21 protein-coding genes are annotated in these 23,285 nt (G+C 40.2%); 12 read left to right on the top strand and 9 right to left on the bottom strand.

What is annotated here, in order from left to right:
* Positions 1-120 precede the first annotated feature (120 nt).
* Entirely contained in the window at positions 121-1,455 is a 1,335-nt protein-coding gene (rimO, locus tag AC4IFT_RS00275) for a 30S ribosomal protein S12 methylthiotransferase RimO (RefSeq protein WP_490734488.1), read from the bottom strand.
* A gap of 237 nt (positions 1,456-1,692) precedes the next feature.
* On the opposite strand from rimO, the gene AC4IFT_RS00270 reads away from it, so the two are divergent.
* Positions 1,693-2,643 carry a hypothetical protein gene (locus AC4IFT_RS00270; RefSeq protein WP_490750334.1) on the top strand — a complete coding sequence of 317 codons (951 nt, stop codon included), beginning with the start codon at positions 1,693-1,695 and terminating at the stop codon, positions 2,641-2,643.
* A gap of 224 nt (positions 2,644-2,867) precedes the next feature.
* On the opposite strand, the gene AC4IFT_RS00265 is transcribed toward AC4IFT_RS00270, so the two are convergent.
* Positions 2,868-3,797 carry a DUF7916 family protein gene (locus AC4IFT_RS00265; RefSeq protein ID WP_490750333.1) on the bottom strand — a complete coding sequence of 310 codons (930 nt, stop codon included), beginning with the start codon at positions 3,795-3,797 and terminating at the stop codon, positions 2,868-2,870.
* Positions 3,798-4,070: 273 nt separating this feature from the next.
* On the opposite strand from AC4IFT_RS00265, the gene AC4IFT_RS00260 reads away from it, so the two are divergent.
* The 5 genes from AC4IFT_RS00260 (at position 4,071) to efeB (ending at position 8,081) form a co-directional block, all read left to right on the top strand.
* A complete protein-coding gene (locus AC4IFT_RS00260) occupies positions 4,071-4,628 on the top strand; it encodes an iron transporter (protein WP_490734484.1) in 558 nt (185 codons plus the stop codon).
* Between the two features lie 94 nt (positions 4,629-4,722).
* Positions 4,723-5,058 (top strand): cupredoxin domain-containing protein, encoded by a 336-nt coding sequence (locus AC4IFT_RS00255; protein WP_490734482.1) that lies wholly within the window; start codon positions 4,723-4,725, stop codon positions 5,056-5,058.
* A gap of 11 nt (positions 5,059-5,069) precedes the next feature.
* Positions 5,070-5,918: an FTR1 family iron permease gene (locus tag AC4IFT_RS00250; RefSeq protein ID WP_490734480.1), complete on the top strand. Its 849-nt coding sequence runs from the start codon at positions 5,070-5,072 to the stop codon at positions 5,916-5,918.
* Positions 5,896-6,798 (top strand): EfeM/EfeO family lipoprotein, encoded by a 903-nt coding sequence (locus AC4IFT_RS00245; RefSeq protein WP_490750332.1) that lies wholly within the window; start codon positions 5,896-5,898, stop codon positions 6,796-6,798. Before AC4IFT_RS00250 ends, AC4IFT_RS00245 begins: the two co-directional genes overlap by 23 nt.
* Positions 6,799-6,809: 11 nt before the next feature.
* Positions 6,810-8,081, top strand: coding sequence for an iron uptake transporter deferrochelatase/peroxidase subunit (gene efeB / locus AC4IFT_RS00240; protein WP_490750331.1), 1,272 nt, complete (start codon positions 6,810-6,812; stop codon positions 8,079-8,081).
* 169 nt (positions 8,082-8,250) lie between these two features.
* Here the strand turns inward: efeB and AC4IFT_RS00235 are convergent, their stop codons facing one another.
* From AC4IFT_RS00235 to AC4IFT_RS00225, 3 genes are all read right to left on the bottom strand, one after another.
* Positions 8,251-8,985 carry a vWA domain-containing protein gene (locus AC4IFT_RS00235; RefSeq protein WP_490750329.1) on the bottom strand — a complete coding sequence of 245 codons (735 nt, stop codon included), beginning with the start codon at positions 8,983-8,985 and terminating at the stop codon, positions 8,251-8,253.
* 180 nt (positions 8,986-9,165) lie between these two features.
* Positions 9,166-10,068, bottom strand: a complete 903-nt coding sequence (locus tag AC4IFT_RS00230) for a hypothetical protein (protein ID WP_490750328.1) — start codon at positions 10,066-10,068, stop codon at positions 9,166-9,168.
* Between the two features lie 231 nt (positions 10,069-10,299).
* A complete protein-coding gene (locus AC4IFT_RS00225; protein WP_490750327.1) occupies positions 10,300-11,226 on the bottom strand; it encodes a LysR family transcriptional regulator in 927 nt (308 codons plus the stop codon).
* Between the two features lie 145 nt (positions 11,227-11,371).
* Between AC4IFT_RS00225 and AC4IFT_RS00220 the strand changes: the two genes are divergently transcribed.
* Together AC4IFT_RS00220 and AC4IFT_RS00215 are read left to right on the top strand one after the other, a co-directional pair.
* Positions 11,372-13,147: an adenine deaminase gene (locus AC4IFT_RS00220; RefSeq protein ID WP_490750326.1), complete on the top strand. Its 1,776-nt coding sequence runs from the start codon at positions 11,372-11,374 to the stop codon at positions 13,145-13,147.
* Positions 13,148-13,179: 32 nt separating this feature from the next.
* Complete coding sequence (locus tag AC4IFT_RS00215) at positions 13,180-14,523, top strand: NCS2 family permease (protein WP_490750325.1); 1,344 nt, start codon at positions 13,180-13,182, stop codon at positions 14,521-14,523.
* 56 nt (positions 14,524-14,579) lie between these two features.
* On the opposite strand, the gene AC4IFT_RS00210 is transcribed toward AC4IFT_RS00215, so the two are convergent.
* A complete protein-coding gene (locus tag AC4IFT_RS00210; protein WP_490734463.1) occupies positions 14,580-14,984 on the bottom strand; it encodes a RidA family protein in 405 nt (134 codons plus the stop codon).
* A gap of 170 nt (positions 14,985-15,154) precedes the next feature.
* Positions 15,155-16,783 (bottom strand): benzoylformate decarboxylase, encoded by a 1,629-nt coding sequence (gene mdlC, locus AC4IFT_RS00205; protein WP_490750324.1) that lies wholly within the window; start codon positions 16,781-16,783, stop codon positions 15,155-15,157.
* 837 nt (positions 16,784-17,620) lie between these two features.
* Here mdlC and gltS point away from each other — a divergent pair.
* The 4 genes from gltS (at position 17,621) to AC4IFT_RS00185 (ending at position 21,572) form a co-directional block, all read left to right on the top strand.
* The gene (gene gltS, locus AC4IFT_RS00200; protein ID WP_490734459.1) at positions 17,621-18,826 is read left to right on the top strand and encodes a sodium/glutamate symporter; all 1,206 of its coding nucleotides are present in this window, start codon (positions 17,621-17,623) and stop codon (positions 18,824-18,826) included.
* Between the two features lie 183 nt (positions 18,827-19,009).
* Entirely contained in the window at positions 19,010-19,918 is a 909-nt protein-coding gene (locus tag AC4IFT_RS00195; protein ID WP_490734457.1) for a LysR family transcriptional regulator, read from the top strand.
* Between the two features lie 56 nt (positions 19,919-19,974).
* Positions 19,975-21,216 carry a D-amino acid dehydrogenase gene (locus AC4IFT_RS00190; protein ID WP_490750323.1) on the top strand — a complete coding sequence of 414 codons (1,242 nt, stop codon included), beginning with the start codon at positions 19,975-19,977 and terminating at the stop codon, positions 21,214-21,216.
* Between the two features lie 2 nt (positions 21,217-21,218).
* Positions 21,219-21,572 (top strand): RidA family protein, encoded by a 354-nt coding sequence (locus tag AC4IFT_RS00185; protein WP_219246053.1) that lies wholly within the window; start codon positions 21,219-21,221, stop codon positions 21,570-21,572.
* Positions 21,573-21,629: 57 nt separating this feature from the next.
* Here the strand turns inward: AC4IFT_RS00185 and AC4IFT_RS00180 are convergent, their stop codons facing one another.
* Both AC4IFT_RS00180 and AC4IFT_RS00175 read right to left on the bottom strand, forming a co-directional pair.
* Positions 21,630-22,643 (bottom strand): XdhC family protein, encoded by a 1,014-nt coding sequence (locus AC4IFT_RS00180; protein ID WP_490750322.1) that lies wholly within the window; start codon positions 22,641-22,643, stop codon positions 21,630-21,632.
* 8 nt (positions 22,644-22,651) lie between these two features.
* Positions 22,652-23,215: a nucleotidyltransferase family protein gene (locus AC4IFT_RS00175; RefSeq protein ID WP_490750321.1), complete on the bottom strand. Its 564-nt coding sequence runs from the start codon at positions 23,213-23,215 to the stop codon at positions 22,652-22,654.
* Positions 23,216-23,285: the final 70 nt, after the last annotated feature.

Here is a 23,285-nt window from a genome sequence, read left to right as displayed (position 1 = left end):
CATTGTTTGATTTACGTCAATTTCAAGCATAAAAACAGAAAACCTTTTCAAAATGAAACCAAAAGAGGCTACTTATTAAACAATAAGTAGCCTCTAAAAGATATAACGCGTGCTTATTTATTACTCGGTAACGAGAGAACCCCACAAATCATATTCATCGGCGTGCTCAACGGTCACTTTAACGATATCCCCTGCTTTTACCTCAAATTCACCGTTTAAATACACCATGCCGTCAATTTCAGGTGCATCCGCCATGCTGCGGCCCACAGCACCTTCGTCATCAACCTCATCAATAATAACAAGAATTTTATGACCGATTTTATCTTGCAGTCGTTGGGTTGAAATTTGCTGTTGTAATTGCATAAAGCGATGATAACGTTCTTCTTTGACGTCTTCTGGAACTTGATCTGCAAGCTCATTCGCTTTTGCGCCTTCCACTGGGCTATATTTGAAACAACCTACACGATCCAATTTCGCCTCAGTCAAGAAATCGAGCAACATTTGGAAATCTTCTTCTGTTTCACCTGGAAAGCCCACAATAAAGGTAGAACGCAGTGTTAACTCAGGGCAAATTTCACGCCAACGCTTAATACGCTCTAACGTTCTTTCCACCGCCCCAGGGCGTTTCATCAGTTTTAAAATTTTTGGACTTGCGTGCTGCAAAGGAATGTCTAAATAAGGTAAAACCTTACCTTCTGCCATAAGTGGAATAACATCATCCACATGTGGATAAGGATAGACATAATGTAAACGCACCCAAACCCCCATAGAAGCGAGTTGCTCACATAAACCAACCATGCTTGTTTTTACTGGCTGACCATCCCAAAAACCCGTGCGATGCTTAACGTCTACACCATAAGCAGAGGTATCTTGTGAAATAACCAAGAGTTCCTTCACGCCAGAAGCCACTAAACGTTTCGCTTCATTTAACACATCGCCGATTGGGCGACTATCCAAATCACCCCGCATCGAAGGGATAATGCAGAAGGTACAACGATGGTTACAACCCTCTGATATTTTTAAATAAGCGTAATGTTTTGGTGTTAACTTAACGCCCTGCTCAGGCACTAAACTAAAAAAAGGATCATGTTCAGGTTTTGGAACATAATGATGAACATGGCTTAACACTTGCTCATAACTGTGTGGCCCCGTAATTTCCAAAACTTTCGGATGAACTTCACGAATTTGATTCTCTTTTGCACCCAGGCATCCTGTCACAATGACTTTACCGTTTTCGTTTAACGCTTCGCCAATCGCTTCTAACGATTCTTGTACCGCGCTATCGATAAAACCACAGGTGTTTACAATGACCAAATCAGCATCATCGTAGCTTGGAACAACTTGATAACCATCAGTACGTAGTTCAGTTAAGATACGTTCTGAGTCCACCAGATTTTTTGGGCAGCCGAGTGAAACGAAGCCAATTTTTGGCACCGGATTAGTATTTTGCGACATAACTCACTTCTTTTATTGTTTTAAAAAATGGGCGAAATTTTACCTGAAGAATTGCGGGAATTGTATAAATTTTTGTCGATAAAAATGATTTTAATTAAACGATTTATATCTTTCGATTTTTGCAGATTTCAAGCCAAAATCATGAGCAACTTTAGTCTTTATAGCCAGAAAATTTAACTTATGTTAACATTTAAAAACACTGAAAATAGTTAATTACAACGACTTGCCATTTAGAAAATGAAAAAAAACAAGAGCAAAAACAAAAACAAACCTAGAAATAGAAACCACTATAACTACGACAGGACTATTTTTAGTACTAATAGCCTAAGTGATAATAGTATTAGCAACAATAGTCGTCCTTATATCCACTTCGAAACAATTACCTATCCATTACCTAATGAATTAAAGCTTCCTATAGAATCGGTCATTGGACATGGAAATCAAGCATTTACCTATTTTATATGGTTATTTTGTACTTTGATATGTGCATTTACTTCTCTTGTCCTATGGAATGTTATTTCTGGAAAGTTTCTTTTTGTTACTATAGAGATCACACTATTAGTTTCATTTTATACTCTACTAAAACGATTTAATAAAACTGTTGGTTATTTATCTGTCGATGATGACGGATTTCGCGTTTCTTGTGCCCCATATCCAAACATGAACGTTGAAATATACTGGGAAAATGTTTGTTCTGGGTACGTTGTTCATATTGAAACAGGCGGTAGATATCGGCCTGCCTGTCTTGTTTTTCAATATAAAAACGCCTTAAATGAGAGTGAAGAGTATAAATTGCCCATCGAGAACTGGCTTAACTATTCCCCGTTCACTCCTGTAGAAAAAAGAAAATTAATGCTCAAAGCAATTCTTAAAGGACTCGCGAGAATTCCTGACATAAAAATCAACCAACATGTATTTACTAAACTCGATATAGATCCAAAAACATTTGAATTTGCACCATCAAAGAGAAGGTCAGAAAACACATATGGCATTATTTTGACAATCACCATTTTAGGAATTTTATTTATGTCATGGCCATTTTGGGCCACAATTCTACCGCCTTCATGGGCTTTAGTTTTGTTAATAACTTCAACTTTTGTTATCGCCATTGGGTTAATTCTATTCTTTACTTGGCTTTATCCAGAATTCGAGGGTAATATCAGCTATGCCGATGATATTAATAAATAATCATCTTAACTGTAGCATTTCCATCATTTGGGCAGCCGAGTGAAACGAAGCCAATTTTTGGCACCGGATTAGTATTTTGCGACATAACTCACTTCTTTTATTGTTTTAAAAAATGGGCGAAATTTTACCTGAAGAATTGCGGGAATTGTATAAATTTTTGTCGATAAAAATGATTTTCCGAGCAAAAAAAATAAGCATTTATTTGCTCGGAAATAAAAAGGGATCTAGCGGTTAATCGAGCGCGCAATTCGTGCGTAAGTATGGCGTACACCGCGAATGACGATGCCATAATTCAAAATATTTTCAGGTAAGGCAATTCCGTTATACCCAGAGTCACCAATATGATGCAAATCAGTGCCTGCCATTTTACACATCAGGGCAATTTGACGAATTGTCTGTATATCCGCACCTTCTTGTGAGGTGCCAATCGCCGTCATTGTCATCACTCCTTGGGAATGACAATAGCTCACCATTTTTTGGATAAACTCCAACGAAATTCCTGGAACCGTACCAGGTGCAGGTAACAAGATAATATCTGCACCACTGGCAATAAATGCGCGAATATCATCCTCAGTAATAAGCTGCTCCGCTGAAGCATTTAACACACCTGCAGCATGCATTTTTCCTGTAATCAAAATGACATCATTACCTACAACCGCTTTTAATTCTTTTAAACTTTGATTAATTTCTTGGTTGGTCACACCATTGCCCGGATTCCCCGTCAGAACAATAATATCCACGCCCATTTCTTTTAATTTCATTGCATTTTTGACAGTGGCTAAACGCCCTTCAGACATTTTCCACTGCGCATCTTGTGTTGGGTTATTAAACCCCGCAGGGACAGGTTCTAAATTAACGCCTATTGCTCGCCCTGTTAAATGTTTCAATGTGCGGATAATCTCTTCTGGTGCGATCCCTTGTGGTAAACCTTGCATAATTGGCTGATTAACATCGAAAACATTTAACAGCAAAATATCCGCACCTTGGCTGGCCGCAAGTTCTGCATTCGTTACCGTCATTAACACAGGCTGTATAGTTCCAATGGTTTCAGAAACAAGTAATCGCCCTTCACTGGCTTTTATTGCTTCCAACAGATTCTTTTTACTTAAATTTGTAATCTCTGAAGCTGAACAATCAAGATAACGTTTTTGCATTTGCAACACCTTTATTTATCAACAGATTTCTCAGTAAAATAATTTCCTTTAATGAAATATATCATGTCATAAATAATAAACCGCTTCACAGTGCACATTCTGCGCAAAGTTATTTTTTAAAGAATAATAACTTTATCTAACACCTAGATTTTTATTAAAAAATAGTCAGTTCGTATATTTAAAATACGACTTATCGGAAATACCCTCTTGTAATTCTGCAATAGTAATGATTATCATTACAACTCTAACTTAAATAATGGTAAGGACGTAATAATGAAACTCGCCTACAAAGCTGCTGTTTCGGGTCTCGCGTTGTTTTCAATTTCTGCATTTTCTCAAGAATATCCGCTTGGCCACCCAGTCATTAAAAATGGAATGGAAATCCAAGGAGTTTATTTACAACCCATTACAATGGATACTGAAGAAGGGCATCATAAGATGGCCCACTTAGCGGCAGATAAAGCCGATGTCCACTTAGAAGCCGACATCCATGCCGTTGAGGATAATCCAAATGGCTTCGCGGAAGGCGATTGGATCCCTTACCTCACTATCGAATACTCCGTAACGAAATTAGGCGATAAACCACAAACTCAAACAGGCACTTTCATGCCTATGGTAGCTAGTGATGGTCCTCATTATGGGGAAAACATCAAGTTAGATGGTAATGGTAAATATCGTGTGACCTATAAAATTTACCCACCTTCACATAATAAAGATGTTGCCTTTGGTCGTCACATTGATAAAGAAACGGGTGTTGCACCTTGGTTCCAACCGTTTGAAGTTTCTTGGGACTTTGACTACGCAGGTGTAGGGCGTAAAGGAAGCTACTAGTTTTATCTAATGTGAGTTAAGGGCTTTGTGGCAATACTAACCCACTACAAGCCCTTTTTCTGTTTGCGCTGATAAATGGACGACTTGAGCCAAAATGAAAATATTACTGAGCTTTTTATTGGTTTTCACCTGTGCTTTCTTACCTCAATCTGTTTTTGCGGCGGAAAAATACACCGTTGAATTAGAAATGAAAAATGGCGATTTAATTCCGCGAGTACTTGAAGTTCCCGCTAAAACAATCATTAGAATTAAAATTACCAATACAGGGACTGAACCCGCCGAATTTGAAAGCATCCAACTGCGTAAAGAAAAAGTGTTAGCGCCGGGAGCCAGCTCTGTAGTTGTCATTGCACCTCTCAAACCAGGTACCTATACCTTCTTTGATGATTTCCATCTTTCTAGCCCTAAAGGCGAAATTGTAGCTAAATAGAAGAGTTAAATATGGGACAAGTTCTGTTTGTTGTCTGGCGAGAAAGTTTTGAGGCACTACTGGTTATCGGGATTATCTATGCGTGGATAAAACGCCACCCAGATGCGCGTAATGGCATGAAATTTCTATGGGGTGGTGTTGCGCTTGGTGTTATCACCTCTATCTTACTCGCCCTGCTTATCTATGGCGTGTTTAATGTTCTTGATGATACAGGCCAATCGTTATTCATGATTTTCATGGAATTGCTTGCCTGTATATTAATCGTCCAAATGGTATATTGGATGAATAAACACGGCAGCTCGATGAAATCAGAGATAGAATCAGGTATTAACCGCAATGCTGCACACCATAATTGGTGGGGAGCTGCACTGATCATCGCCATTGCTATCGCTCGCGAAGGAAGCGAAATCGTGGTGTTCCTCTCCAGCTTCATTATGTCGCTAACATCGGCAAATGCGTCTGAATTTTTTATCGAGGTAGGCGGGGGTATAGCCATCGCAGGCTTAACTTTATATATATTCCTCCTCACCAACCGCCTTATTTCATGGGCAATATTCTTCCGAGTGACCGGTGTTATTCTGTTATTTTTGGCTCTATCCTTGTTACTTAAAGGTGTCGAGGAAAGCGCAAATTTATTAATTGAATATGATTATTCAATCCCTGAATTTTTAATCTATCCAGCATGGGATACCACTGCCTTACTTGATGATTCAGGCATTGCAGGGAACTTTATTTCATCCTTCTTCGCATATCGGTCTCAGCCTATTTGGTTAAGTGTAATCACTTTTGTCCTTTATTGGCTAATCGTTATTCCACTATTTGCACGGAGCAAAAAACATGCACAGCTCGCTAAGGCATAATACAAGATGGATTTTTTTTAGTTTAATACTCGCCATTACTGTACCTACCACGGTTCAAGGTAAGGCGCTACGTTCCCCTGTGCAAACAGGGGATGAAATTATTGTCGCTAAAGGGGATATTCCTACCCCTGAAAAATACCAAACGAGTATCCAAACTTATCTGAATTTTGCTAATGCTGAATTAGCTGAAATGGTTACAGAGTTAGACCTGTTACAACAGTCCCTGAAGAAAGGTGATTTAGCCAAAGCGCAAACCGCCTATATTGCGGCCCACCAGCATTATGAGACAATCCGCCCGATTATTGTGTTATTCGGTAATACCGATAGAACCATTAATCCACGCGCTGACTATTTTCTCGACAAAGAAAAAGATTACCGTTTTACGGGCTTCCATCTCGTTGAATATCAATTATTTGACCAAAAGTCTGTCCAGCAAGCGCTTGTCCCTGCTGAAGAGTTATTATTGAAAGGGCGTGACTTACAAAAGCGTGTTTTGACTGAAACCATTGAAGTTCCTAAATTAGTTCAAGCCTCTGCTGATTTTGTAGAAATGGTCATTGAAACAAAGTTAGACGGCAAAGAAAATATCTATAGTTTGTCGGATTTAACTGATATTGCAGCGAACCTGAAAGGTTCTCAAGAAATCATTGAAATCATTAGCCCCTTTATTGAGCCTAAAACCTTAGACCAAATAAAAGAAAATGACCAAAAAATGAATAAGATTGTGCAGGCCTATCAAGTTTCAAATGGCCTGTATCAACCTTACAGCCAATTACAACAAAAAGACAAAATGGCACTCTATTCCTTATTAACTCAACAAGCTGAGATCTTAGCAACATTAAGAGCCCAGCTAGATGTTGATGTTTACTATAAATATTAAGGCATAAATTTATGCAAGCTAAACTTAGAAGCCAACACCCCACCAACGGGTTATCTCGCCGTTCCGCGTTAAAAGCACTGGCAATTGGCAGTGCCATTTTCGCAGCCCCAGCGTTAAAAGCGAAAGAGCAAATCGCTAACTGCCAATTAAATTATGACAAAGCGATAAATTTCCTTGGTCAGCACCAAGCAGGGGTATTAACCCCTGAGCAAAAAAATGCCTCTTTTATTGCTTTCAATATCACCACAACCAAGTTAGATGAACTGCAAACTGTTTTTTCGCTTTTATCACAGCGGATCGCCTACCTCACTCAACCTCAACAGGCACCATCAACTGAAAATGATAAAATGCCTCCTGCTGAGTCTGGTATTCTTGGCACTCACCTACAGCCTGACTCACTCACTATCACCATAGCTTTAGGGGATAGCTTATTTGATTCACGTTTTGGACTGGGCAAAATCAAGCCAAAACAGCTCGTAGAAATGACCAGTTTTCCGAATGATCGCTTAGAAGCAAAGTGGTGCGGCGGCGATATCATGTTGCAAATCTGCGCAAACAGCCAAGAAAGTGTTATTTATGCCTTAAGAGACATTTTGCGTCATATTTCACCTTACAGCTTTCCACTCTGGAAAATTGATGGCTTCTTGCCCTCTCGTGACATTGATAATCGCAGCACCCCCATTAACCTGTTTGGTTTCAAAGATGGTACAGGGAATGCCTCCGCCGATGATGCCGCGCTGATGAATGAATTAATTTGGGTTTCAGGCAGTAAAGAACCTGCATGGTGTGATGGTGGCACTTATCAGGCCGTACGCTTGATACGTTTTAACCTTGAGTTTTGGGATAGGACGCCACTCGAAGACCAAGAAAATGATTTTGGTCGCCATAAAACTACAGGTGCACCAATGGGTATGAAACAAGAGCATGACGACCCTGCATTTGATAAAGACCCTCATGGTGATCGCGTGTTATTTGACTCCCACATGCGCCGTGCCGAGCCTCGTAATCCTGAGCGCCATACTGCTAAATTAAGGCGCCGAAGTTACAGTTATTCTTTAGGGCTAACAGATGCTGGTGCTTTGGATATGGGGTTAATTTTTGTTTCTTACCAAAGTAACTTGAAAACAGGTTTTATCGACACTCAAAAACGTTTAAATGGCGAACCTCTTGAGCGCTATATCAAGCCATTTGGCGGGGGATATTATTTTGTCTTACCGGGCATGCAATCTCCACAAGATAACATTGCAAATAAAATGTTTGATGCATTAAAACAAGCAAACTAATTGATTATTCAATAAAAATGCCCTCAAGACATTAACTGTTCTTAAGGGCATTTTAGTCTACAACTTCACTTTCATTTACTGATCCAATCTTCTGTTAGCCTACTTCCTTTAGCTAACTCATCCCTGAAACTTCATCCTTGACGAGCTCCCTTTAGGCTTGGTTACCTTATTATTTTTTGCGTTCCTTCACATCTGCTTCAACTTCCTGTTTCCAATCCTCTGATATTGGTGCAGCTTTTTGCTTCGCTTCGACTGCTTTATTTACAGCGCGATACGCTTTATCGTACCCCTCGCCATCTTGTACATATCCTGTTGCGTTAGAACTTTTAATACCAATATTTTCAGCTTCTGAAACCGCGTCAATATTGGCACCTAAGAAAATAAAGTCCCATTTGTCTTCTGTTTCTGCCGACTTAATCATGGCTTTAATCTTAGAAGATGAATATTTGCGACTGCTATTTTCTTGACCATCGGTAATAATTACAAAAAGCACATTATTATTTTTGGTGATTTTTCTATTTTCGCGCATTTTTTCGATACCCTCACCAATGGCATCTAATAATGCGGTATAACCACCTACAGGGTAATCATTCAATGTTAAGTTAGACACTTTGCTAATCGGTTCACGATTATGCAGCAAGCTCGTTTTGTCATTAAACAAAATAGTTGTAATAAATGTTTGTGATTTTTTATCTTTATTTTCGGCAAGTACACTATTGTACCCACCAATAGTGTCTGACTCGAAGCCAGACATTGAGCCGCTTTTATCTAAAATAAAGACCAAATCTAGCACTTCAGGATCTGTCTTGGTTTCAACGATCGTTTTACTTGTTGAAATCGAAGAAAAAAACAATAGAAATGCTGCTGATATGACGGTGAAAATAGACTGTTTCGTGAGGTTCATCGCCGAGTTCCTTGGTGAAGTTAATATAAGTATCGCCATTACCAATGTCTCGTTTTACAGCATTATTTCACATAAGATTACTCTGCTTACTGAATAAGCATATTCTGAATTAAAAACACACAAATTTAATTACCTTAATTTTGAGTATTTAAGGTAATTAGAAAAACACTTTAAGAAAATTTAATTCGCCTTTTTTATCCAGATGCCATTACCCCTAAGTAAATTCACCTCCTGAATAAAATCATTATATTTCACATTTTCTGCAACCGTATTATTTACTGCACTTGAAGCATGCTCATGAACCAGCTCAATGGTTGCCTGATGAAACGCTTTATTTAGCTCTTTATGAATATCTACATTATCTGTATTTTGCAGTTGTGCAGTAAGCTCAACAAGCTGTTGGGCCTTTAATTGTACATTGTTATCATTAAATTCAGCTTTAGGTAGATTATAATTAAATACCATATTGATGGAGTTAACACCTTCATCATCTAACGTTGCAGGCATTAAGTTTTGCTCATATTCATTCGCCATATACTTAATTAATTCAAGTTGATCAAAACATTTCGATTTAATATTGCCATCTGACTTGTCATCATAAAGTGTTATCGAATCAGGAAAAGCCTCCCCAATTGGGTAACTACAGCGAAATAAATTAGTATCGATGATTACGGCATTTGCACTGCGAATAGGCAATTCTAAATCATGGCCATTAATCGTGATTGGGTAACTTGCAGGCTTAAAACGCTCTGCTTTCCCATCTACAGCATAGACTTCAGATAAAGTGTAATAGACAAAATGATCGGGATTAAGGATCCCTCCAGAGTTATTTTCAAAAACCATAAACTCCGTTATTTCACCTTGAGCATTTTCTAAATGGTGCACCCCACTCGAAAGCATAACCACGCCATTTCCATTGGGTAACACTTCATATTTTTTCCCATCAACCTTAAATGAAATATTACTCGTGCTTGGGTTGCTGTAGTGAAATTTACCTTTACTTCCACTAACCCCTAAGTCATCACATGCCGAAAGAAATAACAACGAGGCCATTAAGCAGATGGATCTCAGTAGTGTTTTCATTGAATACTCTCAATAGACTGAGCATTCTAGTAATGTATTTAAAATCAATTAGTTATTTTTATACAGGTAAGTATTTACTAGAATGCATTTTAAAATTATTTATCTAAATAATTTAAATCTAAATGAATAAAAAATACTTTACGATAAATGCTTTAATCTTAGGTAAGTACTTAGTCATATTTTTATAATAATCAACAGAGTTACACTCGATAAAAAAGCATAACGATTTCGTTACCCTTTTTTGCCCTTAAGTGCAGTCAAAAGTATCTGAAAAATAGACTCTATCATCGGTGTTGACGCTGAATTATTACGAATTAAAGCGACAGTTCGAGCAAGTTCAGGCTGTTGAAGTTGCAGTACTTTTAGTTCAGGATCGCATAAATGGGCTGTATACAGTTGGGGTAAAATTGCAATTGCTAATTTTGATCGTACTAAACCGTACAGCGTTTCAATGTAATCAACTTGGTAACGTGGGTTCAGTTTTAATCGATGGCTTTCAATGGTTGCCGTCACCAATCGCTGAATATTTCCTTTTGAAAAAACGGCGATATCACGGCCGTTAAGTAATTTCCAAGGTAGGTGAAACTCATTATTAGCCAATGCATCATCACAATGAATAACAGCCACAAATGGGTCATCTTGCAGAGGAAAAATACGTAAATCTTGAGGCACAAAGCTATCAATAACACCGATCCCAAAGTCAATTTCATGATTAATCAATTTATTGACCAGCGAATCATTAGTTTGATCATAAAATTCAATCTTTAGCCTTGGAAAGTGTTGGCTTAATAATTCAGGCACCGCAGGAAACAGCAATGAGCTCACCGAAGGGACAAGGCCAATTCGCAATGTACCATCGCCCCCCTCTTCTATAATTTTTTGAATTTCACTAAATGCACGATGTGAGACACTCAATATCTGTTGAGCATGGGGCAAAATAGCCGCCCCTAACTCTGTTAAAGAAACGGATGAAGCCGTTCGGTTAATCAGCTTTCCACCTAAAACAGACTCGATTTGCCGTATCGCGCTACTTAATGCAGGCTGACTGACCGCTAAACGGCTTGCCGTTTCCGTGAAATGACGTAATTTTGCCAAAGTGACAAAATACTGAAGTTGCTTAAGCGTGAGCGCGGGCAAGCGTTGCCAAGGTTCAGTCATAGCGGCCTATTATTAAATTGATTAAATATTCCTGAAGTATTTACCGCATTATAACCTGTTCTTATGATCTGATAAATTTTATCATCTTGGCAAACGTTTGCGTTGCTCATAAAGTAACTGTCATAATTTGTAGGGATGGTGTCTTATGTGCAAAAAAGAGCAAAGCCGACGTCACGTCGTTCAATCTGCAAAAGGGGATATTCCTTTTGACCTTTTACTCACCAATGCCAATATCATTGATATGGTCACGGGTGAAATTCGCCCTGCGGATATTGGCATCACGGGTAACCTTATTGCTAGCGTTCACCCAACGGGAACACGCACAGATGCAAAGGAAACCCATGATTTATCAGGCTACTTTATCTCCCCGGGACTGATTGACACACACGTACACTTGGAAAGCTCCCATTTACCACCGATACGCTATGCCGAAATTGTCTTAACACAAGGCACAACAACCGTCTTTTGGGATCCCCATGAGCTTGCGAATGTATTAGGCCTTGAAGGTGTGCGTTATGCCATTGATGCCAGTCGAAATTTACCGCTGGACGTGATGGTCGCCGCGCCCTCCTCTGTGCCTTCCACTCCGGGATTAGAAATGTCAGGTGCCGATTTCGAAGGCAAAGATATGTCGACCATGCTGAGTTGGCCAGAAGTCCATGGCGTCGCTGAAGTCATGGACATGTTTGGTGTTCTTCATGGCAGTGAACGGATGGAAGAGATTTTAGAAGCTGGGCTGCGCTCAGGGAAATTGATTGAAGGGCATGCCCGTGGGCTAAAAGGGGCGGATTTACAAGCCTACTTAGCGGCAGGTGTCACATCCGATCACGAGCTGACCTCAGCAGAAGATGCCCTCGAAAAATTACGGGCAGGACTCACTCTCGAAATTCGCGGTTCACACCCTTACCTGTTACCTGACATTGTCACTGCATTAAAATCACTGCCCCATTTATCTTCACAAATTACCGTGTGCACCGATGATGTTCCACCTGATATGCTACTGGAAAAAGGCGGCATTATTGCTCTGCTTAACTTATTGATTGAACACGGTATGCCTGCGACTGACGCACTGCGCTTTGCAACGCTGAATGGTGCCATCCGTTTACAACGCAATGACTTAGGCTTAATTGCTGCAGGTCGAAAAGCCAACTTAGTGACTTTTGATTCATTACAATCATTAAAAGCCCATTCGGTGTATGTCGCTGGCCAAAAAATTGCTGAAAAGGGTAAGTTACTCACCGCTATCAGTTCACCAAATGACGTTTTGCCGCCTCGTGAAACAATGCGCCTTTCCCCGATCACTGCTGATGATTGCAAGCTTAGAATTGATGGCATCAATAACGGTACAGCACGTTTACGCCATATTCAAGGCGCCCGTTTTACGCAATGGGGAGAAGTTGACGTAAAAATTAATGATGGTGTTGTCCAGCTTCCTGATAACTTTAGTTTTATTCGTGTCCAACACCGCCATGCACGCCATGAAGCAGAGCCACAAATCGCGCTCCTTGCAGGTTGGGGGGAACTTCGTGGTGCCATCGCAACAAGTTACTCCCATGATTCTCATAACCTTGTTGTATTAGGGCGTGACCCGCAAGATATGGCCATCGCATGCAATTTATTAATTGAAAGCGGTGGCGGTATGGCATTAGTGCAAAATGGCAAAGTCTTAGCTCACGTTGCGATGCCAATTGCGGGAATGCTCTCTGACCTCCCAGCCCCCGAGCTTGCTGCACAATTTCGCCAACTCCGTGAGTTGAGCAGCGAAATTGCGGATTGGGAACCACCTTACCGTGTATTTAAAGCAATTGAAGGCACTTGTCTTGCATGCAATGCAGGGCCGCATTTAACCGATTTAGGGCTCACTGATGGCACAACGCGTCAAATTGTTGATGCTGTTATCCACCGTAATGAACATGCATAACTTAATTAAAATAATAAAAGGAGAGCCAACTCATGGCTGACAATTCAATGAATAAGCCAGTATCAGGGAATTGGCTTGAAAAACGTTTTGCCTTGCGTGAACGCGGCAGTTCAGTCAAAACTGAATGTTTAGCGGGGATCACGGGGTTCTTGGCTGCCGCTTACCTTTTAGTCGTCATCCCCGGCTTACTTGCTGCGGGCGGAATGGATAAAGGCGCTGCAACCACGGGCACGATTATTGTCTTCGTTATCGCGAGCTTATTAATGGCTTTCTATGCCAATTTACCTTTTATTGTCGGCCCGGGAATTGGCGGTTCGGTATTAGTGGGTATCACCCTTGCAGGCAGTGAAGGCATTGATTGGCAAATCGGTTTAGGTATCGCTTGTTGGTCGGGCATTTTATTTTTCCTGCTCACTAAGTTTGGCTTGCGCGAAGTTGTCACTCGTTCTGTTCCGCAATCAATTAAACTCGGATTAACTGCATCAATCGGCTTATTTGTCGCAATATTAGGCTTTCGAAATGCAGGGTTAGTCCTTGCTAACCCAAAAACAAATGCACTGATGTTAGGGGATTTTTTATCTCCCGGCGCCCTCGTTGCACTGGCAGGCTTTTTTGTTGCCATTGCCTTGCAAGCACGCAAAATCCCCGGTGGTATTTTGTGGGCCATTTTATTTGCCACTCTTTTAGGTATTCCTTTTGGTGTCACAAAATTACCTGAAAGCTTTATTGGCGTGCCACATTCGGTTGCCCCAGTATTAGGCCAAGTGGATTTAATTGGTGCCTTGAATATTGCCTTTTTACCGTTCTTATTTGTCTTTTTTGCCGCCGAATTCTTTTCCACAATGGGTACCACATTGGCCGTTGGCGGTGAGGCGGGTTTATTAGATGAAGAAGGTAACATGCCTAATATTAACCGCCCGTTTATTGTCGACTCCATTGCAGCGGCATTAGGACCATGGGTGGGGATCCCCGCTGCGACGGCATTAATTGAGTCATCTGCTGCCGCAGAAGCAGGCGGTAAAACAGGAATGACTGCCTTAGCAGCTGCTATTATGTTTTTATTGATGCTGTTATTTACCCCAATTGCGTTAATGATCCCCGCGCAAGCGACAGCACCTGCATTGATTTTAATTGGTTTAAATATGTTCAGTGGGTTACGTAAAGTCGATTTAGCTAATTTTACTGACGGATTGCCTGTATTAATGATGGTGATGATTACGTTAATTGCCAATAGTTTCGGGACAGGTATCGCAGGCGGGCTGTTATTTTATATTTTAATTAAAGCAGTTGCAGGCCAGTGGAAAGAAATTCCAATTAGTTTGTGGATCCTCGCGGTTCCGTTAGTTTATTATTTCTCGACGCTCGTTAAACACTAATAAACCTTGAGATATAAAAGCCGATTTAATTATCGGCTTTTTCTATTTTTTGGGAGTTAATTTAAAACTGCGTGGGCTTCAATTTCGATTAACCACTCCGGCAGTGAAAGCCCCGTAACGATAATCCATGAAGAAGCGGGTGGCGCATCACCAAATTTTTCTTTTAATGCCTTAGCGATGTCTAATTGTTCTTCGTGGCTATTCGCCCCATCCTTGATGTAAATACGCAAAACAACCACATTGGATAAATCGCCCCCTGCCTCACGCAGTACATGTTCGATATTCACCAGTGACTGAACCGTTTGCTCATAAATTCCCCCAGACACCGTTTCTTGATTAGCATTTACGCCCACTTGGCCCGATAAAAATAATTGGCGAGTTCCGGTTGTTTCTATTGCTTGGCTAAAGCCATACTGCAAAGAATTAAAGACAGTTGCAGGGTTAATTGATTTTTTTTCCATATTTTTATTCCCTCATTAATCAAACAGTGATGCAGTATAAATAATTTCGTCTTTAATTCTTTAAACATCGAGCAAACGGCGTTTTAATGGCACTTATAGAGCATCAAAACACACAATAACGTGCAAAAAAATAGCCCCTAACGAGGAGCTATTTAATAAAATCACTAATATTAAATCAGTGGTGGAATTGAGGGTAAAATAGGAACTTCAATTACCGTTGGCCCATTACGCTTAAACGCCTCTTCACACGCTTTTTTCACGTCATCCACTGTTTCTGCTCTTACCGCAGCACAACCGTATCCTTTACCTAAAGCCACAATATCTAAATTTGGAATATCAAGCCCCGGCACACCCGGAGTTTCTTCCAATACCGCAAAGGATTTTAAAATGGCATATTCATTGTTCTTTGGAATAATAAATACAATTGGTAAATTCTGCTGCGCCGCACTCCATAAACCTTGAATCGAATACTGCATGGAGCCATCACCAATAATGGCCATCACTGGGCGATGACGCCCACTGTCCCTCTCAGCCAATGCAATCCCTACACTTGCCGGTAAATTCCAACCTAATGAACCACTTGCAAATGTATAAAATGAGTCAGGGAATTCAATCGGCCACTCACGGTGAAGTTCTCCAAGGTTTGATGGGGACTCTTCCACTAAGACAGTTTCTTTAGGTGAAACTTCCCTTAACGCGCGAAATAACTGTGTTGCGCTCAATGTTGAGCTCTGGCTCGTTTGTTCTGGTGCCGCAGGGTGTGGCGCCATACCATGGAGTTGTTTCACCACATTTTTTGATGCGACACGCGGTGCAACTAAGTTGATTAACCCTTCAAGCGCAAGCACCGCATCACTTAATAAGCTATCACCAACCGGGGCTCTACCGACTTCGATTGGGTCATCCGTAATATGCAATAACCGTAACCCTTCTGGAATATAACTCCCTGCAACATAAGGATAATATCTAAATACTGGGGCACCAATAACAATGGCTAAGTCATGTCCTTCAAGTTTTTCAGATAATGGCTTGGTCGCAAACGGCAGCCCACCAGCATATAAAGGGTGCGTCTCAGGGAATGGCGGACGCTCAGAAGCAGGCGCTGCCCACACAGGGGCATTTAATTTTTCAGCAAGTTTAATGCCTATATCCCACCCTTCACCCCGAGCAATCGCGGAGCCATAAATCAGCACTGGGTTCTTTGCGTTGGATAACTCAGTAGCAAACTCTTGTAATCGAGCAGGGTCATAACCGATACGCTGTGGGACTGACCGAACAACCGCTTCTTGTGCCAATGCAGGCTTATCCCAATCATCCAGTGGGATTGACAAAAATACGGGGCCCGCTGGCGGTTGTAGTGCCATAGCATAAGCGCGCATAAAGGCCGCTGGGACATCTTCTGCGCGCACAGGCTGGTAGCTCCATTTTACCCATGGTTTTGGTAAAGTTTCAGGTTCTATATTCGTTAGCCAAGGCTCCATCAATAACATTTCCCGCGTTTGGTTTCCCGCAGTGATGATTAATGGCGTGCGGTTCATATATGCGGTCAAAATATTACTCATCGCATTGCTTAAACCTGCAGAGGTATGCACATTCACCATGGCAACTTTACGCATTCCCTGTGCGTAGCCATCGGCGGCAGCAACGGCTGAGGCTTCTTGTAAGGTTTGGATATATCGAAAATCACTCGGAAAATCTTTTAAGAATGTTTCTTCTGTTGAACCAGGGTTCCCAAAAACGGTGGTAATATCCAGCTTACGTAATAAATCGAAAGTAACTTGGCGGATCGTTTTTTGCATTTAAAACACTCCATAAAACAATATTAAAATTATCTAATAAAAAAGAAAGTTTAAGTTTAAAAGCTGTTTAAAGTTGTACATTACATCATTATAAAACAGTCAGAATACGACCTAACCCATTGTAATTATGGCCATCATAGCAAACAATTGACTCACGATATATTCGCGTAAATTTTACTTTTATATGTGTTTTAAATATTTTTAATAACAATAAGCGTATTAAAACAAGCCATTAATAAATTAGCCAAATTCGATAGCCTGAATAAGATGGTAAAAAAAACCAAATATGAACATGAAACAAAATTATTAAATAAATTTTGGTCATTATATTTGTACTTATTCCATTTAAAATTAACTATCAATAAATTACCATCTAAAAAATCGGATAATCATATATGTTCAACTAAGGGGCTGTTGACGATAAGCTAAGTAAAATTTAGGTAAATCAACAAAAATAGATTATTGGCCTCATTTTTAACGCTTAACAGCACATTTTCTTTTATGTTGTACATCACATTTCTTATAATTACTTGGTTTCATAGTGCGTCATCCTATTTGCTCGAAAAAAAAACGATTTTATTGTTGTATCGCTACCTTCAAATAAGCGCTTTTTCTGCAAGTCTGCTATTCACGCTACCTCTCGCTATTTCCTATTAAGAAATGCACATACAAAAGCGCATTACTTTCTATTCTAACAATCCACGCAGAGTTAACTAAAGGTTATAGATACCCAAACAAAACTCATTGTTAAACAAAGGTTGCACAAAGTAGCTTATTTTATCATTAATGTTAAATAACGATAGAAAAAGCTCAGGTAAGCTTATTTGAGGTAAAATAATGATTTTAGATGCCAGCTACACATTATTAGTCGCTTGTTTAGCGCTATTGATTGGAATGTTTGTTGTTAAATACACGCCTTTTTTACAAAAAAACCATATTCCTGAAGCTGTTGTTGGTGGTTTTATTGTGGCGATTATCTTATTGATTGTCGATAAAACGGCAGGGTATTCCTTTACTTTCGATGCATCCTTACAAAGCATCTTGATGATCACCTTCTTCTCGTCAATTGGGTTGAGCTCAGATTTTTCGCGATTAATCAAAGGCGGTAAACCGCTGGTATTATTAACTATTGCCGTCACCATTTTAATTGCTATTCAAAATACTGTCGGTATGGGTATGGCTGTGATGCTTAATGAAAGTCCATTTATTGGCTTAATTGCAGGTTCAATTACCTTAACAGGTGGCCATGGCAACGCAGGTGCTTGGGGGCCAATATTAGCCGACAAGTATGGTGTTACAGGCGCCGTTGAATTAGCAATGGCATGTGCCACATTAGGTTTAGTCTTAGGCGGGTTAATTGGTGGCCCAGTAGCACGCCATTTATTGAAAAAAGTGACAATCCCGAAAGCGACTGAATTAGAAAAAGAAACTATCGTTGAAGCCTTTGAACAACCCAGTGTTAAACGTAAAATCAATGCCAACAATGTCATTGAAACTATCTCAATGCTGATTATCTGTATTGTGGTTGGTGGCTATATTAGTGCCTTATTCAAAGATACCGTCCTGCAATTACCAACCTTCGTTTGGTGTTTATTTGTCGGCATTATCATCCGTAATGTATTAACCCATGTATTTAAACACGAAGTGTTCGAGCCGACCGTTGATGTTCTTGGTAGTGTGGCGCTATCGTTATTCTTAGCCATGGCATTAATGTCTTTAAAATTCGGCCAGCTAGCCAGTATGGCAGGCCCTGTTTTATTAATTATTGCCGTACAAACGGTGGTTATGGTGCTGTTCGCCTGCTTTGTCACCTTTAAGATGATGGGTAAAGATTATGATGCTGTCGTTATCAGCGCAGGGCATTGTGGGTTTGGTATGGGAGCAACGCCGACTGCAATTGCGAATATGCAAACCGTCACAAAAGCATTTAGCCCTTCCCATAAAGCGTTCTTAGTTGTGCCAATGGTGGGTGCATTTATTGTGGATATCTCAAACAGTATCTTAATTAAAATATTCATCGAGATAGGTACTTATTTTACCTAATCTATTTTATAAAGTGTCAGCTTATAACCAAAAGATATGAGCTGGCATTTTCCTTTCTCGTCAATATTCCCTTCATTTAAAAACTTCTTTTCTCGCATCTCATCACAAAATGACAACCTCATCGGGTTAAATAGGATTAATTCGGTAAAATACTTTGATAGGCAAAAGGGTAGGTTTCATAGAATGAAATTACGGCATCTTGATATTTTTTACGCAGTCATGACTTGTGGGTCTTTAACACGAGCCGCAGAGGTTCTTCATATTTCACAGCCAGCGGCGAGTAAAGCGTTAAAGCATGCAGAGCAGCAACTTGGATTGGTGTTATTTCAACGAATTAGAGGGAAACTCATTCCAACGGATGAAGCGAATTTATTGTTTGAAGAGGCAAAAGAAGTTTATCAAAATTTAGATAAACTCAGAATTTTAGCACAAAATTTATCCCGTAATCCGCAAGGTAAGTTAGCAATAGGTTGCTTACCAAGCCTAGGTCTAAACTTAGTGCCTGAAGTCACTGCCCTGTTTATTAAAAAACACCCCAATATCAAACTTACGATTGGGACACATCACACCACAGATATTCTGCAATTATTAACCCAGCAAGATTTAGACATTGGTATCGGCTTTAATCTTGAAATCGAAGGGGGTATTACTGTACTACCAATTGCCGATATTCCCTTGGTCTACGTCGACAGTAAGCCGCCATTACACTCACCCGTTTCCTTAGTTGATATCGACCAAGAACGTTGGATCCATCCAGGCTCTGATTCGTTATCGCAACTGCTACAAAAGCGCCATCAATTTACTGAATCAAATATCAGCGTACACACTTACCATATGGCTGCCGAGTTTGTTCAAGCAGGCTTAGGTTGCAGTATTACGGATATTTTTTCAGCAGAACACACGTTGCCTGAGTCGATGATTTATCCGTTAAAAGAAGGGTTGCGATTAGCCGTTTCTGTTTTCCACCGTGCTGATAGGCCATTAACTAAAGCCGCACAAAATTACGTCAACACATTAGCGTTAACTCTAGAAAAAAGGAATAAAGTCGTTAACCAAAAGTTATACTCTAGTAATGAAAACTCAATTGTTTAGTTAACCTATTCGCCGTTAAATATTCATTCCTACGTTATTATGGGTTACGGAATATTATGGCTAAACATGTGGTGATTATTGGAGCGGGTGTGATTGGGTTAAGCACCGCATACGCGCTAATTAAAGCGGGTCAAACCGTCACATTGCTTGAATCTGATTCAGATGTCGGTATGCAAACCAGTTTTGCTAACGGCGGGCAACTGAGTTACCGCTATGTTTCGCCACTTGCTGATGCGGGAGTTCCTTTACAAGGGCTACGCTGGATGGGGAAAAATAACTCCCCACTTAATCTAAAAATAACCCCATCAATTCAGCAATGGTCGTGGCTAGCGCAATTTACCTTAGCCTGTAACCGCAAAACCAATAAAGTGAATGGCGCACATCTTTTGCGTTTATCACTATTAAGCCAAAAAATCATGAATATGTGGCGAGAAACAGGTGATATCGCTGATTTTGCTTGGGAAAAATCAGGGAAACTCATTATTCACCGCGATAAAAAAAGCTTTCAAAAAGCCTGCGAAACGGTTGATAGTCAATTTCAAAAAATCTTAACTTCCGCAGAAGTGATTGAGTTAGAGCCATCCTTAAAGCATATTCAGTCCCAACTCGTTGGTGCAATTTATGCCCCCGATGATGAAAGTGCAGATTGTTATTTGTTTTGTAAAAACCTGCTGCAATATTTACACACGCAGCCACAGTTTACCCTCGGCTTGCAGCACAGTGTTAAGTCATTTATTCAACACGATAATTGCATTACCGGAATCGTCACTCACCAGGGAAATATTCAAGCGGATGAAGTTATTGTTTGTGCGGGCAACGGCAGCCGAGAATTACTGAAACCACTGGGAATTAATGTTCCTATGTTAGGTTTAAAAGGGTATAGCCTTAGTGTTGAATATCCACAAGCTGAGCATTGTGTGCCCAAAATTAATGTGACAGATTATGGTAATAAAATTGTTTATGCCAAATTAAACGACCAACTGCGTATCGCAGCTATGGTTGATATTGGTTATGATGATTCAGGGCTGCGTATTAACCGTGTGAATGCCTTAAAAGAGATCGTAAAAAAAACATTCCCGCATTTACCTAAAGTGGATGATGCACCCGCTTGGTATGGGTTACGACCTTCAACGCCAAAAGGCCCCCCGTTATTAGGAAAAACTGCATACAAAAACCTTTGGCTAAATATTGGTCATGGGAGTTTAGGGTTTACTTTAGCGGCGGGCAGTGCCGAGATATTAAGCCAATTGATCACCGCACAAACATCCCCTATTTCTCTTACAGGATTAACGAGGTAAACATGAGTATTAAACGTAATAACCCAAAACCGCGCCTAGCAGACAGTGTTGAGTTTGGTGGCCTTGTGTACTTATCTGGCCAAGTTCCGAGTGATTTAACAGGCGATATTACCCAGCAAACTCAAGAGGTTCTTGATAAAATTGATGCATTATTAGCAGCAAGCCAAAGCGATAAAACCTGCATTTTATCTGCTCAGGTATGGATTAAAAATATGCCACGCGACTTTGCTGCATTTAACGCAGTTTGGGAAAGCTGGATGCCTGTTGAGCATAGCCCTGCACGTGCAGCTGTTGAGGCGAATATGGCGCGAGAGCAAGTTCTGGTAGAAATTATGGTGACGGCAGTTCAACGATAACGCCGAATATTATTGAGTAAAGGGCGACAAAATTACCGCCCTATTTCGACTGATAACTCACTGATTTACTGCCGATAAATGGCATTTATCTTGTTTATCTTGTTGGCCTTTGACGCCATTTTTGTATGCAACAATATCCGCCATTATCGCTAACGCTATTTCAGGCGGTGTTTTACTCCCGATGGGAATACCAATGGGGGCGTGAATGCGGTCGATTTCCGTCAGTGACATTCCCCCCGTGCCCAATAACCGTTCACGGCGGCGTGCACTCGTACGGCTTGACCCCATAGCGCCAATATAAAATGCTGGAGTATGCACAGCCTCCATTAATGTTAAGTCATCAATGCGAGGGTCATGTGTTAAAGAGACAATCGCCGTATTGGGTGTACAACTTCGCGACTCTAGATAACGGGCTGGAAATAATTTAATGACGTCAAACTGGTCAGAAAGCTGCCCAGCAAAACGCATTAATTCATCTTCACGGTGTTCACAAATGATCACTTCAAACCCTAATGTTGCTGCAAAACTTGCACAATAAATCCCCACATTCGAGATCCCTGCAATAATTAACCGTGGCGGTGCAGCAATAAAAAATTGGATATCATCACCAGTGCGCTCTATTTGGGTTGGAATTTGTTGATTCTTGACTGTGCTAATTTCACCGCGTTGGGGTAAGGTGATTTTTTTATTAATTGCAGTATATCCCAATAGTGCTTGATGTATTTCAGTGAGATAGCTAATACTTTCATCACTCTTAGGTAAATATTCAATTAAAACATCTAAACTACCATCACAAGGTAAATTCACTTTGGCCTCTAACCCGCCACGACCATAGCGAACAACTTGGCTACCCTGTAGGTATTTCGCATCTTGGACTCGTTGAATGAAATCCTCTTCAATACAACCGCCCGATAATGACCCAACATATTGGCCATCAGCCTTTGCAACAAGGAGCGAGCCTGGACTACGAGGTGAAGAACCGTACGTACTCAATACTGTGCATAACCAAATTGGCTCTTCTTTTATCCAAGAAAGGGCTTGAGAGATAACAAAAACATCTTCACGCAACATACTTGCTCCTATTCATTATCAACTATTGGATAATCAATATCTTTAATAACACTTTTATCATTTATCTCTAATTCATAAACAAAATGGTGACGTAATATTGATTTTGCCCCTTCATCACCGGTTAATTGAATTAACTCCGAATAATACTTTGTAGATATTCCCACAGGGTGACCAGGCTGCCCGTTATATACAGGCCTAACTAATGAATATTGATTTAAATTATTTGCGACACTCATAAATAGCTCGCTACTTATATAGGGCATATCCGCCAACTGAATTAACCAACCATCCAAATAAGATGTATTTTTAATACCCAACGCAATAGATTCACCTAACCCATCACTATTCAACAATGAAAAAGAGACGTTAAATTGTAAGCAATTGTGAATAACAATTTCATTATCAAAACGTGTTACCACATGAACAGGAAGCCCACTTCCTATTGAATTTAATAGTGTTTTTTCAAATACAGTTTGCTTTCCTAAAGAGTAGTTTAACTTACTCCCTTTTCCACCCGCATTTTTAAAACGCCGACTATGACCAGCTGCTAATATTAATATGCCAATATTCATAATTTTTATTATTCATCAGTATATTTATTTATGTTCTAATAAATAAAGGATATTCAATAAGATAACAAGC

Source organism: Providencia sp. UF-183, from assembly GCF_058246155.1.
Note: the sequence above shows the minus strand (reverse complement) of the source record. Positions and strands in the feature narration are given on the sequence as shown.

Excerpts from the sequence above, each read along its gene's own strand:
- AC4IFT_RS00230 (WP_490750328.1), bottom strand. The coding sequence starts at position 10,068 with ATGAAAACACTACTGAGATCCATCTGCTTAATGGCCTCGTTGTTATTT.
- AC4IFT_RS00220 (WP_490750326.1), top strand. The coding sequence starts at position 11,372 with ATGTGCAAAAAAGAGCAAAGCCGACGTCACGTCGTTCAATCTGCAAAA.
- AC4IFT_RS00245 (WP_490750332.1), top strand. The coding sequence starts at position 5,896 with ATGCACAGCTCGCTAAGGCATAATACAAGATGGATTTTTTTTAGTTTA.
- efeB (WP_490750331.1), top strand. The coding sequence starts at position 6,810 with ATGCAAGCTAAACTTAGAAGCCAACACCCCACCAACGGGTTATCTCGC.
- rimO (WP_490734488.1), bottom strand. The coding sequence starts at position 1,455 with ATGTCGCAAAATACTAATCCGGTGCCAAAAATTGGCTTCGTTTCACTC.
- AC4IFT_RS00225 (WP_490750327.1), bottom strand. The coding sequence starts at position 11,226 with ATGACTGAACCTTGGCAACGCTTGCCCGCGCTCACGCTTAAGCAACTT.
- AC4IFT_RS00235 (WP_490750329.1), bottom strand. The coding sequence starts at position 8,985 with ATGAACCTCACGAAACAGTCTATTTTCACCGTCATATCAGCAGCATTT.
- AC4IFT_RS00175 (WP_490750321.1), bottom strand. The coding sequence starts at position 23,215 with ATGAATATTGGCATATTAATATTAGCAGCTGGTCATAGTCGGCGTTTT.
- AC4IFT_RS00185 (WP_219246053.1), top strand. The coding sequence starts at position 21,219 with ATGAGTATTAAACGTAATAACCCAAAACCGCGCCTAGCAGACAGTGTT.
- AC4IFT_RS00250 (WP_490734480.1), top strand. The coding sequence starts at position 5,070 with ATGGGACAAGTTCTGTTTGTTGTCTGGCGAGAAAGTTTTGAGGCACTA.
- AC4IFT_RS00255 (WP_490734482.1), top strand. The coding sequence starts at position 4,723 with ATGAAAATATTACTGAGCTTTTTATTGGTTTTCACCTGTGCTTTCTTA.
- AC4IFT_RS00195 (WP_490734457.1), top strand. The coding sequence starts at position 19,010 with ATGAAATTACGGCATCTTGATATTTTTTACGCAGTCATGACTTGTGGG.
- AC4IFT_RS00265 (WP_490750333.1), bottom strand. The coding sequence starts at position 3,797 with ATGCAAAAACGTTATCTTGATTGTTCAGCTTCAGAGATTACAAATTTA.
- AC4IFT_RS00270 (WP_490750334.1), top strand. The coding sequence starts at position 1,693 with ATGAAAAAAAACAAGAGCAAAAACAAAAACAAACCTAGAAATAGAAAC.
- mdlC (WP_490750324.1), bottom strand. The coding sequence starts at position 16,783 with ATGCAAAAAACGATCCGCCAAGTTACTTTCGATTTATTACGTAAGCTG.
- AC4IFT_RS00210 (WP_490734463.1), bottom strand. The coding sequence starts at position 14,984 with ATGGAAAAAAAATCAATTAACCCTGCAACTGTCTTTAATTCTTTGCAG.
- AC4IFT_RS00260 (WP_490734484.1), top strand. The coding sequence starts at position 4,071 with ATGAAACTCGCCTACAAAGCTGCTGTTTCGGGTCTCGCGTTGTTTTCA.
- AC4IFT_RS00190 (WP_490750323.1), top strand. The coding sequence starts at position 19,975 with ATGGCTAAACATGTGGTGATTATTGGAGCGGGTGTGATTGGGTTAAGC.
- AC4IFT_RS00180 (WP_490750322.1), bottom strand. The coding sequence starts at position 22,643 with ATGTTGCGTGAAGATGTTTTTGTTATCTCTCAAGCCCTTTCTTGGATA.
- AC4IFT_RS00215 (WP_490750325.1), top strand. The coding sequence starts at position 13,180 with ATGGCTGACAATTCAATGAATAAGCCAGTATCAGGGAATTGGCTTGAA.
- gltS (WP_490734459.1), top strand. The coding sequence starts at position 17,621 with ATGATTTTAGATGCCAGCTACACATTATTAGTCGCTTGTTTAGCGCTA.